Origin of the sequence: Streptomyces sp. NPDC001027 (assembly GCF_040299045.1) — a bacterium.
GTDB lineage: Bacteria > Actinomycetota > Actinomycetes > Streptomycetales > Streptomycetaceae > Streptomyces.
In genome coordinates, this window is sequence record NZ_JBEPBI010000042.1 from 1 (window position 1) to 17,296 (window position 17,296).

General features: G+C 68.8%; 14 protein-coding genes and 2 pseudogenes. 7 read left to right on the forward strand and 9 right to left on the reverse strand.

The features are described from left to right. Window positions 1-585: 585 nt before the first annotated feature. Window positions 586-4,155 (forward strand): BTAD domain-containing putative transcriptional regulator, encoded by a 3,570-nt coding sequence (locus tag ABT300_RS14830; protein WP_351675053.1) that lies wholly within the window; start codon window positions 586-588, stop codon window positions 4,153-4,155. Between the two features lie 332 nt (window positions 4,156-4,487). Here ABT300_RS14830 and ABT300_RS14835 read toward each other — a convergent pair whose 3' ends face one another. The 4 genes and pseudogenes from ABT300_RS14835 to ABT300_RS14850 form a co-directional block, all read right to left on the reverse strand. Further along, window positions 4,488-5,009, reverse strand: coding sequence for a peptidase inhibitor family I36 protein (locus ABT300_RS14835; protein ID WP_351675055.1), 522 nt, complete (start codon window positions 5,007-5,009; stop codon window positions 4,488-4,490). Between the two features lie 694 nt (window positions 5,010-5,703). Next, window positions 5,704-5,896: pseudogene (locus ABT300_RS14840) on the reverse strand (transposase family protein); the annotation flags it as partial. Window positions 5,897-5,987: 91 nt separating this feature from the next. Next, window positions 5,988-6,500, reverse strand: coding sequence for a TetR family transcriptional regulator C-terminal domain-containing protein (locus tag ABT300_RS14845; protein WP_351675058.1), 513 nt, complete (start codon window positions 6,498-6,500; stop codon window positions 5,988-5,990). Beyond that, complete coding sequence (locus ABT300_RS14850; protein WP_351675061.1) at window positions 6,397-7,380, reverse strand: aldo/keto reductase; 984 nt, start codon at window positions 7,378-7,380, stop codon at window positions 6,397-6,399. The genes ABT300_RS14845 and ABT300_RS14850 overlap by 104 nt, the downstream gene beginning before the upstream one ends. Before the next feature lie 453 nt (window positions 7,381-7,833). On the opposite strand from ABT300_RS14850, the gene ABT300_RS14855 reads away from it, so the two are divergent. Further along, complete coding sequence (locus ABT300_RS14855; RefSeq protein ID WP_351675064.1) at window positions 7,834-8,496, forward strand: pentapeptide repeat-containing protein; 663 nt, start codon at window positions 7,834-7,836, stop codon at window positions 8,494-8,496. 899 nt (window positions 8,497-9,395) lie between these two features. Here the strand turns inward: ABT300_RS14855 and ABT300_RS14860 are convergent. After that, entirely contained in the window at window positions 9,396-10,013 is a 618-nt protein-coding gene (locus ABT300_RS14860) for a TetR/AcrR family transcriptional regulator (RefSeq protein ID WP_351675067.1), read from the reverse strand. A 134-nt stretch (window positions 10,014-10,147) separates the two neighbouring features. Between ABT300_RS14860 and ABT300_RS14865 the strand changes: the two genes are divergently transcribed. The 3 genes from ABT300_RS14865 (at window position 10,148) to ABT300_RS14875 (ending at window position 12,837) form a co-directional block, all read left to right on the forward strand. Further along, on the forward strand, window positions 10,148-10,288 hold the full coding sequence (locus tag ABT300_RS14865) for a hypothetical protein (protein WP_502977938.1): 141 nt from the start codon (window positions 10,148-10,150) through the stop codon (window positions 10,286-10,288). Between the two features lie 1,318 nt (window positions 10,289-11,606). Then, window positions 11,607-11,870: a helix-turn-helix transcriptional regulator gene (locus tag ABT300_RS14870; protein WP_351675070.1), complete on the forward strand. Its 264-nt coding sequence runs from the start codon at window positions 11,607-11,609 to the stop codon at window positions 11,868-11,870. Between the two features lie 160 nt (window positions 11,871-12,030). Next, entirely contained in the window at window positions 12,031-12,837 is an 807-nt protein-coding gene (locus ABT300_RS14875; protein ID WP_351675073.1) for a DUF6083 domain-containing protein, read from the forward strand. Here ABT300_RS14875 and istB read toward each other — a convergent pair. The 4 genes from istB to ABT300_RS14895 all read right to left on the reverse strand — a co-directional run bounded on the left by istB (window position 12,783) and on the right by ABT300_RS14895 (window position 16,048). Beyond that, on the reverse strand, window positions 12,783-13,553 hold the full coding sequence (istB, locus tag ABT300_RS14880; RefSeq protein ID WP_327579963.1) for an IS21-like element helper ATPase IstB: 771 nt from the start codon (window positions 13,551-13,553) through the stop codon (window positions 12,783-12,785). The genes ABT300_RS14875 and istB overlap by 55 nt on opposite strands. Next, complete coding sequence (gene istA / locus ABT300_RS14885) at window positions 13,550-14,968, reverse strand: IS21 family transposase (protein ID WP_351675076.1); 1,419 nt, start codon at window positions 14,966-14,968, stop codon at window positions 13,550-13,552. The genes istB and istA overlap by 4 nt, the downstream gene beginning before the upstream one ends. A gap of 144 nt (window positions 14,969-15,112) precedes the next feature. Next, window positions 15,113-15,604, reverse strand: coding sequence for a helix-turn-helix domain-containing protein (locus ABT300_RS14890; RefSeq protein ID WP_351675079.1), 492 nt, complete (start codon window positions 15,602-15,604; stop codon window positions 15,113-15,115). A gap of 174 nt (window positions 15,605-15,778) precedes the next feature. After that, window positions 15,779-16,048 carry a DUF5372 family protein gene (locus ABT300_RS14895; protein WP_351675082.1) on the reverse strand — a complete coding sequence of 90 codons (270 nt, stop codon included), beginning with the start codon at window positions 16,046-16,048 and terminating at the stop codon, window positions 15,779-15,781. A 74-nt stretch (window positions 16,049-16,122) separates the two neighbouring features. On the opposite strand from ABT300_RS14895, the gene ABT300_RS14900 reads away from it, so the two are divergent. Continuing rightward, window positions 16,123-16,938 (forward strand): Mu transposase domain-containing protein, encoded by an 816-nt coding sequence (locus ABT300_RS14900; protein WP_351675085.1) that lies wholly within the window; start codon window positions 16,123-16,125, stop codon window positions 16,936-16,938. Beyond that, window positions 16,935-17,264: pseudogene (locus ABT300_RS14905) on the forward strand (ATP-binding protein); the annotation flags it as partial. The gene ABT300_RS14900 and the pseudogene ABT300_RS14905, both read left to right, overlap by 4 nt. Between the last annotated feature and the right edge of the window lie 32 nt (window positions 17,265-17,296).

The following is a 17,296-nucleotide window of genomic DNA, read 5'->3' on the forward strand; positions in this document are numbered from 1 at the left end:
GCGCCTCGCTCGGTATCGACGTCGACGTCGTTCCACGGAACGAGCAGGTCAAAGGCTTTTCAGTGATCCCGCGGCGCTGGGTCGTGGAGCGGAGTTTCGGGTGGATCACCGCTGGAACAACGCGCTGGATCGGGCAGGCATCGGGGCGTACGACACGGTCGTCGGACCGAACGTGTATCGGCGTTTCGCGCTCCACGACGGGTGATCTCGTCCGCTGCGCCTGGGCAAGGACCCCTTGGATGTGCCGTGATCGGTGGTCGAGCACCTGGCCGAACAGCGGGCATCGAGGGCGCGTCGTGCGTGAAGCGGTACACGGGGCGGCGGTTAGGCACATGAAGTCGGTGCCCGGGCCGCATGCCAGGCGGATCGCCGTCGCCGGAGACAGAGGTTCGCCGGGCCGGCGCCGTCCGCTTCGTCTGGTTCGACCACCAGCCTCTCAACTCCTGAACGCCTCGTTCCGCCGCTTGGCCGAGAAGAGTCTCTGCGGCGCCTGAGCGGCGATGTACCGTCGAGCGCGCGTTGGCGATGAAGCGCTGACCTGCACTGTTCGGTGGCGCCGGTCACGCATGCACGGGATGGAAGACGTTGAAGTACACGCCTGACGAGCTGGGGGCATGGATCCGCGGCCGTCGAAATCGGCTGGGCCTGAGTCAGTCCCGACTGGCGGAGCTGGCGCGGGTGAGTACACGCAGCATCCGCGAGATCGAGCACGGCCGGGCGCGCTCGCCGCACAGCCGTTCCATGCTCAGGCTGAGCGCCGTGCTGGGGCCGGAGCCCGAGCGGGTCGGACTGGAGGTCCTCGGTCCGCTGGTGCTCCGGGTCGCGGGGCGGCCCGTGGAGTGCGGTTCCTCGAAGCAGAGCAGTCTGCTCGCTCTGCTGGGCCTCCACCGGGGCATGCCCGTGTCCCGGGACGAGATCGTGGACATCCTGTGGGGTGACGCCCCACCCGCGACCTGCCTGCAGCAGGTGCACACCTTCGTGACCCGGCTGCGTGGCCTGCTCGCCGTGTCGGCCCGACCGCAGGATCCTCCGGTCGGCGTACTGCGCCGTACGCGGGACGGCTATCTGCTGGCGCTGGAGGAGGAACAGTCGGACGCGGCGCGGTTCGCCGCACTGGCCGCGCGGGTCTCGTCCGCGAGCTGTGCGCCCACCCCGTCCGGTGACCCCGGCGAGGCGTACGGCGTCGCCAAGACGGCGCTGGGGCTGTGGCGCGGCCCCGTCCTCCACGGGGCCGCGGCCTCGTTGCGCGAACACCCCTCGGCCACCGCCCTGACCCGGCTCCGCCTGTCGGTGCTCCAGGCATACGCGGACGGCGCCCTCGCGCTGGGTAGGCCCCAGGACGCCGCACAGGAGCTGCAGAAGGTCGCCGACCTGGAACCGCTACACGAGGGAGTCCACGCCCGGCTCATGCTGGCCCTCGCCGCATCGGGAGAGCAGGCCGCAGCCCTGCACCTGTATGCCGGGCTCCGGGACCGCCTCGACGAGCAGCTCGGCGTGTTCCCCGGGCCGGAGGTGACGGACGCCCACCTGCGCGTCCTACGCGGGGAAGCCGCCCGTCCGGTGGCCGCACCGGCGGCTTCACCAGCGGTCTCACCGACTCCCTCGTCGTCGTACCGGCCGCCCGCACTGCTGCCCTACGACGCCCCCTTCTTCACCGGCCGTCCCGACGAACTGGCCCGTCTCGACGCGTTGTTCACGCCCTCCGGAGCGACGGATGGCGGGGGAGGCGTGGTCGGTGCGCTCACCGGACCCGCCGGAGCGGGCAAGACCGCGCTGGCGGTGCACTGGGCACACCGGGCACGGGACCGTTTCCCGGACGGCCAGCTCTTCGTGGACCTGCGCGGCCAATCGCCGCGGGCGCCAGTGCGTCCCGTGGAAGCGCTGGTCAGGTTTCTGCTGGCCCTGGGCACCGCCGCCGAACGGTTACCCGGCACGCCGGAGGCCGCCGAGGACCTGTACCGCACCCTGACCGCCGGGCGGCGCATGCTGGTCGTCCTGGACAACGCCGCGGACGCCGAGCAGATCCGCCCGTTACTCCCCGGTGGGCAGGGCTGCGCGGTACTGGTCACCAGCCGCGACCGGCTCGCCGGACTGGCCGCCCGCGACGGCGCGCACCGCATCGGCGTCGACGTGCTCACCCCCAAAGAGTCACGACTGCTACTCGTGCGAACCCTCGGTGAGTCCCGCGTCGACGCCGACCCCGAGGCCGCCGACGACCTCGCGCGGGCCTGCGGCCACCTCCCGCTCGCCCTGCGGATCGCCGCCGCCAACCTCGGCCACTCGCCCCGGCACACCCTGCGCGAGCACGCCGACGACCTGCGCGAGGGTGACCTGCTGACGGCCCTGTCCGTCACCGGCGACCCGAGCACCGCCGTGCGCTCCGCCTTCGACCTCTCGTACCACGGCCTCGACGCCGAGGCCCGCCGTATGTTCCGGCTGCTGGCGCTGGTCCCGGGACCGGAGACCGGCCTGCATGCTGCCGCGGCCGTCGCGGGCCTCGGTGTCCGAGAGACGGCCCGGACACTGGACCGGCTCACCGCCGCGCATCTGCTGCGCGAACACCGGCCCGGACGCTACCGCTTCCACGACCTGCTCGCGCTCTACGCCGCCGAACAGCTGCGCCTGGAGGAGAGCGACACCACCCGCCGGGCCGCCTCCACCGCCCTGTACGCCTGGCTGCTGGCCACGGTGGACCGCTGCGCCCAGTTTCTTTACCCCGGGAAACAGCGCCTGCCCGGTGCCCGGGAGAGGGCCGACGGTGGATCCCTGTCCGTGTCCGTGGACATCACCGACGTGTCGTCGGCGATGGGCTGGCTGGACGGTGAACTGACCAACCTGGCCGCGGCCGTCCAGCAGGCCGCCGCCGGCGGCGACCCGGCCTCCTGGTGGCTCGCCGACGCCCTGCGCGGCTACGCGTGGACGCGCAAGCTCGCCGTGGACTGGACGGCCGTCGGCGAAGCAGCCCTGGTCGCCGCCCGGGCGGCCGGCGAACCGCTCGCCCAGGCAGCCGTGCACAACCTGGTCGCCCACGCCCATCTCCAGCTGGGCCGAACCGACTCCGCGACCGCCCACTTCGAACAGCTCCTCACCCTCGCCCAGGCCGCCGGCTGGCACGAGGGCGCCGCCACCGCGCACACCAACCTCAGTACGGTCGCCCGGTTCACCGGTCGGTTGCGGCGCAGCGCGGAGCACCTGGAGGCGGCCACGGAACTCGACCGGCGCAGCGGCCTGTCGGAGGAGCATCCGGTCGTTCTCGACAACCTCGGGCACGTCCTGCGCGACCTGGGCCGCCTGTCCGAGTCACTCGACTGTCTGCTGCGGGCCGAACATCTGCCCGCGGACCTGGACTCCGAGCACAGCCGGATCCACCGGCAGGCCAACATCGGCCGCACCCTGCACCTGCTCGGCGAGCCCGCGCGGGCGGCACACCGGCTCGACACCGCCCTGACCATGGCCCGGCGCAGCGACGACCCGGGAAGCGAGGCATACGTGCTACGGCTCCAGGCATCGGCCCGTCGCGACACCGGCGACCTCGCCGAAGCCCTGGAACTGGCGCGCACCGCCGCCGAACTCAGCGACGACGACGTCGACGAATACTTCCGCGCCGCCGCCCGGATCACCCTCGGCAGCATCCTGCTCGCCCTCGGCAGACACGGTGAGGCGTCCGAGGCGTACCGGGAGGCACTGAAGCTGGCCCGCGAGCGCGGCGCACACGACCAGGAGGCGCGCGCTCTTCTGGGACTCGCGTCCCTGACTGTCCCGGCAGACCGCGACCAGGCCGCCTCGGCCCTCGCCATCGCCCGCCACGCGGAGTACGCCCTCGTGGAGGGCGAGGCGCTGACCGTCATGGCCCGCGGCGCACTCGACCACGGCGAACCGGCCACCGCCGCCGCCCACGCCCGCCAGGCCCTCGCACTGCACCGGGTCACCGGCCACCGCAAGGGGCAGGCACACGCCCTGGACCTGCTCGGCCGGGCCCTCAATTCCCCATGCGAGGAAGACCCGGCACCGTACTTCCGCGAGGCCCTGGAGATCTACGACGCCCTCGGCACGGTCGACGCCGCAGCGCTACGCCAGCGCCTCGCCACCCGGGAAGGCTCAGCCGGTCCCGTCGCCCCACAGCGCCGATCCCGGGCGTCCCGTCGTCGGCCATGACGGGCCGTTTCTCGCAGTCAGCGCGACGGCTCGTCGTAGCCGTCGGCCGACCGCTGCCCGGCTGTGCGGTCCTTCCTGTGCAGCCGGCTCCAGGGTGAGGCGGCCGGTGTCCAGTTGCTGTGGTCGACCGTTCGTGTCTCCGTCGCAGACCTTGACGCCACCGAAGCCGTGGACATCGTGCGGCTGTGCCGGGGTGGGATACACGCCTCAGCGGCCGTCCTTGCACGCTCCGTTGACTCACGGTGCCGAAACGTGAAGGACGGCCGCATCATGTGCGCCCGGAAACGGGAGATCTCAGCAGGTTGAAAGGCGGGCGAGAGAAGAGATCAAGGTCAGGCGTAGCAGTTCAGGCTGGTCGCTTCATCGCCGTCGGGGTTCTCCCTGAGGTACGTCCCCGGGAGCTCCGTCCAGAGCCGCCTGCCGCCCCGGTCTTCGTGCTCCCAGACATCGGCGAGGTAGTCGGAGTTGTTCGCCCAGGACGACGCCCTGTCGCTGAACCCGTAGTCGGTCAGGTTGATGGTCCGGTTCGCCTTGCACAGCACCGGGGACCCCTTCCAGCTGACCATCTGGCCCCCGTAGTCGGCGTGCTCCCACAGACAGAACAGACCCGCGCCGCATGCGTCCACTCCTGTCGCACCGGCCATGCGCAGCGTCACGGCGCCCTTTTCCAGGGTGACGGTGGTCTTGCCGGTCTGGACGGCGTCCGGGTTCTTGGCCAGGATGCCGTCGATCTGCTGCTGCACCGTCGCCTGCGCGGGTGCCGGTGCAGGTGCGGCATTGGCGGCGCCGGCGCCGGCGAGCAGGGCAAGTGCGGTTCCGGCCGTGGTCAGAAGAGCGGTCGGTGTGTATCGCATTCCGTGTACCTCCACGATGCTGTGCCGTGCGTGGGTTCGTGCTTTTGGCCTGTCGCCCGTTTCTTCGAAAACCGGGGCAGCTGCTGGAGAACGTCCGTACAAGCGGCTGGTACGGCTTCCTCCGGCATGCGCCGGTCCGCGGCGAACCCCCTTGGCTCGCCGCGCCGTTCGACGCCTCAGACTCTATGAAGGGGCCCTGCCAAAAAATCTTGGTTCTTTCTGTATCTGCCAACTCTGCGCGCCGACCCGGCTCAGGTGCGGGAATCGCTGCTCATCTAGCTAGGCGAAGCGTCATGACCGGCAACAAACGGCAACACGACCGGCAACGGCCCGGGGCGACTCTTGCCCGGGGCCATTCCTCGTGCGGTCGACTCGGGACTCCAAGATCAATTGCGCCGATACCGGCTGCTTCGGTGGTCCCCAGGATCCTCTTCTCGGTCATCACTCCATGTATTCACTAGTGGAGGGGCGTGCCCAACCACAGGCTGGTGGGTCTCGCAGGTCCCGTACAACTGCCAGCGCCGCCAACCCGAGCCCCCTCACCTTCGACCCGACTGCGAATTGGTCGGACGCGGTGAGAACGCTTCAAGAATCCCGAAGTTACGTCACTAGACCGCAGGCCACCCGAAGGGGGAACAACCCCCTGGCCACGGACACGGAGACTCAGCGGGGCTCAGGAGAACTCACGGGATGTCGCACAGGCGAACACATCCGGCAGCGTCCCGAAGACGCAGGCCGGGATGGTCGGGGACCGCGCATCCTCGCTCCGCCAAGAGTGTGCGTACTTCTGCGATCGCGCGGATGACGGTGGAGCAGTCGACGCCCAACAGCAGTCCCAGCACCGCGTGCGGCAGGTCTTGCCGCAGATGACTCAGCGTGGCCACCACCAGCCGGCCCTCGGCAGCGCCCGGTCCGTGACCCGTAACATCACACCGCCCGGCCCGTGAAGTTCGTCTTGGTCCAGGTCGGCCACGGGAGTCAGAGTGGGACGACGAGCAGGCGCTGGATAGCTGCTCGGAGCTGTCCGGCCATGTCAACGGCCTTCGGTGTAAGCAGCCACATGACCTGGAGTCCGTTCATCAGTGCAGTCAATTCGGCGGCTGCGCTTTCCCGGTCGGCTCCCTCTGCCAGGTGCCCGGCTCGGGCTGTTTCCTCCAATGCCCGCTGGGTACCCCGCCGGATCCGGTCGTACCGGCGGGCGAAGTCCTCATGAAGTGCGCGCCTGGCAGGCCCGGAGCGCGACCTGGCGAGAGTCGACGGCGGTCGGTTTCGAGGGTGCGTCTCATTCCACCCGACGGTCCCAGCGACGACGTGGTGATGCGCTGGGCCGAGACCGACGGCATCGGCTCCCGGCCCAGCGTGTTCCGGACAGCGCCGGTGCCCAGGATCAGGTCCAGGTGGGCATGGCCTGGTCGGCGTAGCGGGCGCCGAAGCCGCCGCGCGGGAGGATCTCCTTGATGGCGGCGAGGTCGGCCTCGGTGAGGGTGACATCGGTGGCGCCGGCGTTCTCCTCGATCCGTGCGACGCTGCGCGTGCCGGGGATCGGCACGATGTGCTCGCCCTGGGCGAGCAGCCAGGCCAGGGCGAGCTGCGAGACCGTGATGCCCTTGGTCTCCGCGAGCTCGCCGAGCCGGTTGACGGCCTCGACGTTCTTCTCGAAGTTGCCGGGCTGCCAGCGCGGGTCGTAGTTGCGGTAGTCGGTCTCGTCGTACTCGCTGGCGGGCTTGGCGTTGCCGGTGATGAAGCCGCGGCCGAGCGGCGAGTAGGGCACGAAGCCGATACCGAGTTCGTCGAGGACCGGGAAGAGTTCCTCGACCTCGCGCGCGAAGAGGCTGTACTCCGTCTGCAGAACAGAGACTGGCTGCACGGCGTGAGCGCGGCGGATGGTCTGCGGACCGGCCTCGCTCAGGCCGAAGTACTTCACCTTGCCCGCGTCGATCAGCTCCTTGACGGCTCCTGCGACCTCCTCAATCGGCACGTCCGGGTCGACGCGGTGCTGGTAGAACACGTCGATGCGGTCGGTGCCGAGGTAGCGCAGGCTGTTGTCGGCAACTTTGCGGATGTTTTCGGGACGGCTGTTGAGGGTGGCGCCGGTCGGATCGACTGCCACGTCGAAGCCGAACTTGGTGGCGAGCACCACGTCGTCTCGGACGTCCTTGAGCGCCTCGCCGAGCAGGATCTCGTTGGAGCCGGTGCCCATGCCGTAAAGCTCGGCGGTGTCGAAGAAGTTGACGCCCAGCTCGTAGGCACGACGGACGGCGGCGACACCCGCCTTCTCATCGGTGGGGCCATAGGCCATGGTCAGCCCCATCGAGCCATAGCCCATCGCAGAGACTTCCAAGCCCTGGTTACCAAGCGTCCTGTGCTGCATGTCGTTCCTCCTAGAGGCAAACCAAACTATCTGGTTCGACATTACGACCCCCGATGGCCCGAGTCAAACCAAACAGTTCGGTTCATGCCTGGTCCTGACACCCACCCGAGCGACCCGGCACATTCGAGGCCTCCGGCCATGGTGCGCTGCACCAGAGCCGCCCGCGAACGCGCCGTCGCCGCCTCCCGAATCAAGACCCGCCCAGCCCGGCCACATCAGTTACACGCCGACTGTCCATCGAGAAGGCGGCGGGGCGCGCCCGCCGCAGCCCGCAGCGGTCACGTTTGCCGATTTAAGATACCTGGTGTAGCAATTGCTGGGTGCACCCTTGTCGGAGGTCTCGGCCATCCAGGTCAGGCCGGTCGGCGCACGGCTGCATGCTGGCATTCTCCGCCTTGCCCCTGCGCCCTTCCGGGCCGCATCGGGGCCCGGTCGCACCGCGAAAGGACGCTGATGCGCACGCATCGCTCCCCCCGTGACCTCTCCAATCTGCCGTACGCACATCACCTTGAACCGTTCACCCGAGAAGTGCAGCGCAAGGAGGTGTACGAGTGGATCCACATCGACAGCCAGGACATGGACGACTCAGACCGCGACATGAGCCGCTTCATCGAGTCGGCGTTCTCCTCGGTGAACTTCAACGGCGGCCGGATGCAGCACGGCCGGTTCGACACCGTCTGGATGCACAACGTCCGCCTGCTGGGCGCCGACCTCACCAGCACCACCTGGCTCGACACCGAGTGCCGCTCCAGCCTCCTGGCCGGTACACAGCTTCACGGGGCCGAGCTGCAGCGCACGGTCTTCCACCAGTGCAAGCTCGACTCCGTCAACCTGCGGGGAGCCACGCTGCGGGATGTCGCCTTCATCGACTGCTCCCTGAGCGACGTGGATTTCGGCGGCGCCACCCTCAAGAGAGTTTCCTTCCCCGGAACCTCGTTGGAGCAGGTCGACTTCACCAAAGGCTCTCTCGCCCAGGTGGACCTGCGCGAGGTAACGGCACTGGGCCTCGCATCCGGGGCCGAGGATCTGCGCGGCGCCATCATCAACACTCGCCAGCTGCTCGACCTCGCTCCTGACCTTGCCCAGCACGCCGGCCTCACGGTCAAGGACGACTGACTCGGCCGCACAAAAAGCCCTGGCCCCAGCTCCCGGCCAGGGCTGCTCGCGCGTTGTGTTGTTACGAAGTTCAGGCATCGGATGTGCTGGGTATGCACGGCAACGTTCCGCGCACCGACGGCACGCTCATCTCTGCTGGCTTACTCGTACTGCTGGACCGCTGACGCGGTGCAAGGGCGCCGACAGGGCCGCCCGCACCCACAACGGATATGAATCTGCCGAAGCCTTCCTCCGACGGCACCGCCCCGCCCTCGAACGGTGCGGCCACCAGGGCGAGATCCGCCATGCCGTGGCAGCCGTGCCGATGCTCCGTTCGCCGAGCGCAAGCGTGTCGGGCGAGGGGCTGCACGGGGCTGGTGGCCAGTCTTCCTACGAGCGTTTCAATGCAAGCCTGGGCGAGCGGCGGAATTCAGCGGTCCTTCGACCACTGGCTTGTCCCGTCCGGAGACTCGGCTCGGGACAGACACAAGAGCGCCGAACATCTCCCTCCCGAGAGGGAGATGAGCGCGACTGGACAAGACCACGCGGAGCCGCCCCGCGCGCCCGCACCGAAGCAGCGAGCCGGAGCGGGAACAAACCACCGATGAACCGGTCGGGTCCGCCACCTCGCCCACTCCGTGCAGGAACTGATCTAGGAACCGGTCACACACGCCACGCGCATCGACCCCGCGCGGGCGGGCGATGTGCGTACTGGACCCTGCGAACGGCCGCCGCGAACGCCTCCGCAGCCACCGAACGGTGGTCCACGTCAGGGCGGAGTTCGCCGCGCTGCTGGGCGTCGTAGAGAACATCCTCGATGACGGTCGGCGGGGCATCTACGGCCTGGAGTGGGGCGATGTCGCGATCGGCGTCTGCCGACACGGGCGGGTGCCACTTGATGCTGACCTCAGCGCATGCGGTCACAGCGCATCGCCGGAAGAAGCCTCGGCTGCAGGGAAGATGCGCTGGACCGCACTCACGATGGCTGCACGACGGGCCGCCAGATAGTCGGCGGAATCCTGCTGGGGGATCTCGACAGCAAGGCCGGGCTGGTTGGCCCAGGATGTGGCGATCTGGTTCACGATGACGAGGACGTCCAGCGGATCCCAGTCGGGATCGAGGCCCCCCGCCTTCTGAGCGGCACGCAGCTGCTCGGCCTTATGGACCAGTGTCTGCCTCACGGGATCGTCGTCGGGAGTATCGTCCGGGCCGAGCTCCAGTTGTCCCCAGGCCATCAGGCGGTGGCGTTCGGGGTGGGTGGTGAAGTAGTCATGGATGCGTCCTGCGTAACCGGGCAGGTCCGCGGGGTCCATACGGGTGGCCTCAGCCACGGCGGTCAGTTCGCGGCCGGAGACGAAGCGGTATAGCTGCTCCTTGCCGCGGAAGTGCGCGTAGACGCGCTCCTTACTGGTCTTGGCGGCCTTGGCGATGCGATCGATGCGCGCTCCAGCAATTCCATAACGGGCGAATTCTGCCGTCGCCGCAGCAACGATGCGTTCCCTGGTGTCGGCGCCGGTGGAGTCACGTGTAGCGGTCATATGGCAAGCATACCAAACAGTTCGGTTTGAGGGGGCGTAAAGTCCCGTTCCTGATGATGTGTGGTGTCACCCGTTCGCGGGTGATGGAGTGGTTCCCCCTCGCGTCATGTCGTGTGCATGATGGAGTCGCGGGCATGGAACGAATGCCGTGCGCAACCGGCTTGTCCGACGAGCAGTGGGCGCCGATCGAGCCGCTGGTCACCGCGTGGAAGCAGGAGCGGGTGGCACGGGCGGCGACCGGGCCCCAGGTTCCTGCGACCTGCGCGCGGTCGTGAACGCGCTGCTTTACCAGAACCGGACGGGCTGTCAGCGGCGGCTCCTGCCCACACGCTCACGGAGCTCAGGCGGGTAGGGAAACGGACGTGCCATGGCTCGATCCTCTCAGGGAATCGAGCCTCCATCAGACCCGGAGCGGTTCATCGCGGAAGCCGCTGGATCCAATGGAGGTCTTCCGCGTTTGGTGCACTCTTCCATGAGTCCAGCAACCCGGCTGCTGTGAGGTGCTCGAGCATGTCGAACAGTTCAGCAAGCCGGACACCGCAGTCGCGTGCCATCCGGTCACACTCGCTCTGTCCTCGGCCGGTTTCGGGGTCGCTGCATGCCGCAAGATAGAGGTTCACCAGTTGCGGGAGCGGGCCGATCACCCCTGCCAGGGGCGGGCGGCCGGCGCGCAGCGCCCAATCCGCGGCACGACACCGGTCAGGGCGTGCGGGCGCCTGAGTGAGCAGCGCGGTATCCAGTAGCTGGGCAACCACCGTGCCAGCGGTGGGGCCGGGGATTCTGTGCAGCCACCGCACTTGCTCGAGCTCTCGCCATGGCCCCCCGGGGTAGTCGGCGAGGCGGAGGCTTCGCAGTAGCCCCGGGGGCACGGTGACCCACATGCTGGCGTTGATGCGCAGAGCACACTGCAGGGCGATGAGCCGGGTGGCGGCCGTGGCGCTGTCCGGGAGTGTGGTGGCCAGGTAGCAGAGCATTTCTCTCACCCGGATCCGTTTGTCCGGCCCGTTGGACTGTCGTCTGTGCCGGAGGGTGCTGGATGGTGACGGCCGAGGGTCGGGCAGATCGGTGTCGGGGACGACGGCGGCGTGCTCTGTTGCTGCTGCACAGGCGGTGCAGGTGTCGGCGAGTCTCCATACCCGGCCGCCGCGCTCGCTGGCGAGGAGGAGTCGGACGGGGCCGACGCAGCCGCGGTGGGGGCGGTGCCAGCGGCAGCCTCGTTGGTGGCACTGGCAGGTCCGCAGGTGGGGCGGGAGGATGTCTTTGTGAGCGTGGTGGGCGAGGTGAGTGAGGGCGGCTGATCGGGCTGAGGCTGCTGCGACTGTGTCGCTGTCGTGCGGGCATTGCTGGCAGGCGAGGACGAGTCCGCTGGTGTGCGACCGCAGTTCCACGGTCCACGCGCGCGGCGCTGGCATGCATGGGGCGCACAGCCTCATGGGCGTGGTCCTCCTCTTGATGCTCTTGCTGGTCTTTGCCCGGCATTGGGCGGCGGCCAGCGTAGTGCAGAGGTCTGCCCTTGCGCCTAGGTCACCACCTGGGGAAATAGGGCAGAGGTCTGCACTGACAGGGCAGGGGTCTGCACCGTCGGATGGTCAGGTGACGATCTTGCCGCCCGATCCGGACCTCAATGCGCTGCGGCTGGAGCTCGCGCGCCTGCGGGCCGTACGTGGGTGGACGTACGACGAGCTTGCTGCCCGCAGCGGGCTGGCCAGACGTACGGTCATCGAGATCGAGCAGGGGCGCACCATCGGCACGCTCAAGACCTGGCACGCCCTCGCGCACGCCCTGGGAACGCCGTTCGAGGAGCTGTTCGGCACGCTGTGTCACGGTCACGACCTACCTGGTTCCGGTCACGACTGACGGCCCGCCCGTGCGACTGCCATAGATCACCTGAAGCGGCGACGTCATATCGAAAACGCGCGCGCCGTCTCGTACACCAGTCGCCCTTCCTTGGGCTGACCGGGCGATACGGCAGCACCGCTGCCGCGTGTGCGGCGTGTTGGCTGGCAGGTTCACTCACATGCGATCCAGACCTTCGTCTTCTGTCAGGCGCTATGACAGCAGCCCGGTTCCCGTCCCAGTGCATTGTTCGCTGCGGGTGGCTCCTGCTGGCGGCAGCCGTCTGCTGCGTTGCGGTCAGAACAGCCGCTGCCGCGAGTGCGGTAATCGAATCGAGTGGTACCGGCGCAGTGACGAGCGGATGGTCCGTCTCCATCCGCACGAGTTGCCGGCGGCCGCGGTCCCGGCCGCCTGCCGCTGGCACGTCAGCTCCGGTGTCGCCCATCCGGCCGGGGACAACAGCAGCTGGTGCCGTCTTCCGCACGTTGTGCTCTGTCCCGCACGGGATGCCCCGGCGGCAGCCACCGGCCTGGCGGGGCTGCGCAGGGCTCTGGCCGTGCATACCCGCCGCATGATCAACACCGGCGCTTTCGTCCCGGCGTCCAGCCCACCGAACGAACCTGCGCGGCAGCGGGCTGTCTGCCGACCGGCCCGGCCGATCGTGCAACTGCTCTATGTCCGTTACCTGGCCGCCTGCCCCATCGAGGCGATTCGGTGTGTTGCCCGGACCCGGCACCGAAACCGCTGCCCGCGCCCGCTGCTTGCGCCTGAGACCCCTGCGGGCACCTGGATTCTGGTCCCGGCCACAGCAGCAAGAGCCGGCCAACTGGCGCTTCCGGCCGACGTGATGGCCCTCTACGACCTCAGTCCGCTCCCCTATGTCCGCGTACTCCCTGAAGTGCTCAGCCAAGTACAGATAAACGTGCTCAGCTCTCAGGCAACGTCGGTCTCGCGCTCGATGGCGGCGAGTCGGTTCTTGAGCCGGTAGCTGGGGCCGTTGATCGCGATGACGTCGCAGTGGTGCAGGAGGCGGTCGAGGATCGCGGTGGCGAGGACTTCGTCGCCGAAGACCTGGCCCCATTCGCTGAAGGTCTTGTTCGAGGTCAGGATGATCGAGCCCTTCTCGTAACGCTTGGAGATCACCTGGAAGACCAGGTTGGCCTCGGCGCGTTCGAGGGGCTGGTAGCCGACCTCGTCGACGACGAGGACGCTGGGCCGCAGGTAGGAACGGAGCTTGCTGGTCAGCCGGCCTGCGGCTTCGGCGGTCTTCAGCTGGCGGACCATGTCGTCGAGCGTGGTGAAGTAGATCGAGAACCCGGCCCGGCAGGCCGCGACGGCCAGGGCGACGGCAAGGTGTGTCTTGCCTACTCCAGGCGGGCCCAGAAGAGCTGCGTTGGCCTTCGCCTCGATGAACGAGAGGGTGGCCAGGTCCTTGACCTTGCGCGGGTCGAGTTCGGGCTGGAAGGAGAAGTCGTAGTCGTCCAGTGTCTTGTGGTGCGGCAGCTTCGACAGTCGCAGGCCCTGGCGGAAACGCCGGTCATCGCGGACCGCAAGCTCTTCAGCCAGGACCAGGTCAAGGAAGTCGAGGTAGCCGAGCTTGCCCTCCTCGGCCCGCTCGGCGTACTGGTTCAGGCTCTCGGCCAGGTGAGGCAGGCCGAGTTTGGCGGCCGTGCTGCGGATGCGGGCGGTGACCAGCTGGCTCAACGGGCTTCCCTCGTCGTCGAATTGGTGGTGAAGGGACGGGTGCCGGTCAGCTCGTCATAGACCGACAACGGACGCCGGCTGACCTCGATGCGGCTGGCGGCGGACCGGTTCAGCAGGGCCTTGAGCGGTCCGGCCTCCTCGCCCAGGACATCCCGGTGGCGGGGCCGGGGCATCACGTCGCCGGTGGTGACGCGCCGGTTGTCGCCCTTGGGCAGGCCGTCCCAGTGCATTTCGTCGACGATGCGGGCGCCGCGGCCAACAGCCCGCGGGTGGACGGCCAGGAGGGTCTCACCGTTGGCGTCGGCGATGGTGGAGTACAGGCTGATCTGCGACTTTGTGGCCCGGATCTCGACCAGCTGACGGGCACGGACCCTGCGGGCCGGCACCGAGTAGAGGTTCGCGTCGAAGGCGACCAGGCAGTCCTTGCCGACGTGCCGCAGATGCCGCTGGGCGACCGCATAGGGTGTCCTGGGCAGCGGCCGCAAAGCCATGTGGTCACGGACGGCGCGATGCCCGATGACCTCGCCGTGGGTGCCGTGGACCTTCGCCCGCCGCATCGGCACCCAGGCGGTGAACGCGGCGTCCATCTCATCGACGGAGGAGAACGCCCGGCCCGCCAGAACATGATCGCGGACGATCAGGACTTGGCGCTCGACCCGTCCTTTCCCGGTCGGGCGGTAGGCGGCCAGGACGTCGATATCGAAGTCGTAGTGCCCGGCGAAGGCCACCGCTTCTGGATGCAGCGGAACCGCCTCACCAGGAGCGACGTGGCGACGGACAACCGTCTTGGTCCGGTCGTAGACGATCGTCATCGGCACACCGCCGAAGTGCGCGAACCCGCGGCGATGGCAGTCGAAGAACGTCGCCAGGTCCTGGCTGGTGGTGAAGCAGCAGAACGGATCGCGCGAGTAGGACAAGGTCATGTGGAACGAATAGACCTTAGGGATCCCGACATGGGCGAGGACCTTGCCCTCGTCGCCCCAGTCGACCTGCGCCTGAGCACCGGGGACGACCTCGAACCGGCGGTGCAGACCGGCGAGTTCGCCGGGGCTGATGCCCAGTTCGTCCGCGACCCGCGGCCGGGCTTCCTGCAAGTAGATCTTCACACGCTGGTAGTTGCCAGTGAAGCCGTAATCCTTGACCAGGCGCTCGTGGACCACCGCCCCTTTGATGAGGATCTCGGCCCGCAGCATCGCGTCGATCAGCGGCGCGACCTCGTCCACCACCCGAGCCTTCGGCTTCCCGTTCGGCGCCCGCTTCGGCGGCGCGAGCGGTGCCTGCCCCGAAAGGTACTTGCTGACCGTGCGACGGTTCAGCCCGGTCGCCTTGGCGATCTCCGACAGGCTCATCGCACCGGACTCGTAAAGACCGCGGAAACGCCTCAACTCCAGCCAGCGATGCGGGTCCAGAACCACCGTCAGCCGCCTCTCTGCCACCCCGAAGACACAGGAGCAGACTGCCGACGCGCCGACCTCACCGCATCAAGAACTGAGCACGTTCATCCGTACGCGGCTGTGTACGTTCACGTGTACGCCGACACCACCGCCCTCGCAGGGCTGTCAGCTGCGGCTTTTGGGCAACTCCTGGGTGCGTGCGGCCTCGCGGCGGGCCAGTGCCCGTTCGATCGAGCGCGGATGGACACTCAGCCCGTACTTCTCGGCGACCGCGTCGGCCAGGTCCTTGGAACGCAGGGATGGTTCGGCGGCCATCCGCGTCTCGACGTACTCCATGACTGCGTCGGTGAGCTTGCGCGGCCCCTTCGGCCCCGGTTTGCCCGGGACCAACGCGGCCGGACCGCCCGCGTCCAGCGCGGCCACGGCGTCGTAGTAGACCTGCCGGGAGAACCCGAAGTCCCGTGCCGCCCGGGCCGCGGGCACCTTGTCCACCCGCACCCGGCGCACCATCTCGTACTTCACCTGCACCAGATCCCGCGGATCGCAGAACTCTGACACGGTGAACACCGCATCGACCACGGCCTCCGGCCGTGGGTTCAGCGTCCTGGTCGCCCGCAGTGCCTCTTCTTTCGGATCGCTCGCCACCGTGTCGGCCATGCCACCTCCCACATCCGATCGCTGCCTCAAGAATTACGTCGCCACTGATCACGGCCAAGAGCGCGCGGAGGCACTGGATCAGGGATCTGCGCAGGCCAGTCGGCATGGCGTGCGCTGTCTCGATCACCGCGCGCCGGACACGCCCCCACCGCCGCGGCGTGATCCTCAAGGCAGTCACGGCGTCATCTCCTGGGCGCTGCCGCCGCGGCCTTCCAGGTGCTTGATCAGGTCGGCCAGGGCCAGCAGGTCCTCGGTGCGAAACGGGCTACGACCCGCGGCGAGGACGACGAAGGGGTCCTCGCCGCCCGCATCGGTCCATGCCGTCGGCACGGACACCACTTCTCCCGACTCGTCGCGGAAGTAGACGCGGTCCTCGCCCCAGTTCTTGCGCCGGACAACGAACTCGTACGACCGGCCGTGCCACGGATGGAACGGGTGCGTCACCCGCACAAGACGCTCTGCACCATGCGGATCAGGAGCATTTGACGGCGCTGTCCAAGCCCAGGGTGGAGCGGCCCATGCCCTACGTCCGCGACTCGTTCTGGCGCGGGCGGGAGTTCACCTCCATCGAGCACATGCAGACCGAGGCCGTCACCTGGAGCCGGCAGGTCGCCGGGCAACGGCAGTGCCGGCCGCTGGGCGGCGCCGCCCCGATGGCCGTGTTCGGCGCCCTCGAGGCCGCCGCCCTGCTGCCGCTGCCGCCCACCCCGTTCACCCTGGCCCGCTGGTCAACGGCCACCGTCGGCCCGGACATCCACATCAAGGTCGGCCGCACCCTCTACTCCGTGCCCTGGAAACTGATCGGCCGAAGAGTCGACGTCCGCTCCACCGCCACGATGGTGCAGGTCTTCCTCGACGGCGACCTCGTCAAGACCCACGCGGCACTTGAGCAGGGCAAACGCACCGACAAGAGCGACTACCCGCCGGAGAAGATCGCCTTCCAGATGAAGACGCCCGTCTGGTGCCGCACCCAGGCGTCCGAGATCGGCGCCGCCTGCCGCGAGGTCGTCGACCAGCTGCTGGAGGTCAACGCGCTCTACCGGCTCCGCGCCGCCCAGGGGGTCCTCGGGCTGCGCAAGAAGTACGGCGACACACGCCTGGAGGCCGCCTGCGCGAGAGCGATCACGGTCGGCGACCCGTCCTACCGCACCATCAAGGGCATCCTCATCGCCGGCACCGAGACCGACCCCGAGCCCGAGACCAGCGGAGACGCGGGCGCCGCGGCGTTCCTCCACGGCCCGCAGGGACTGTTCGGCTCCGTCGCACCCCCGGACACCCCGGACGGCACCCGCGACGACCAGGTCCACGGTGAAGACGAGGTGGCGGCACGATGAGCGTGATGGACAGCGCCCTGCGCGAATCACTGAAGTCCCTGAGGCTGTCCGGGATGCTGGAGACCCTCGACGCCCGCCTCGCCCAGGCCCACGGCGGCGAACTCGGCCACCTTGACTTCCTCCAGGTCCTCTGCCAGGGCGAGATCACCCGCCGCGAGACCGTCGCATTCCAACGCAGGCTCCAGCGGGCCAAGTTCGAGCAGCAAGTCACCCTGGAGGAGTTCGACTTCACCGCCTCCTCAAAGCTGCCTGCCGCCCAGATCCGGGACCTGGGCGCCCTGCGCTGGCTGCACGCGGGCGAGTCCGTCATTCTGTTCGGCCCGGTCGTTATCGCCGGTTCGTTCGCGATCTGAGCATG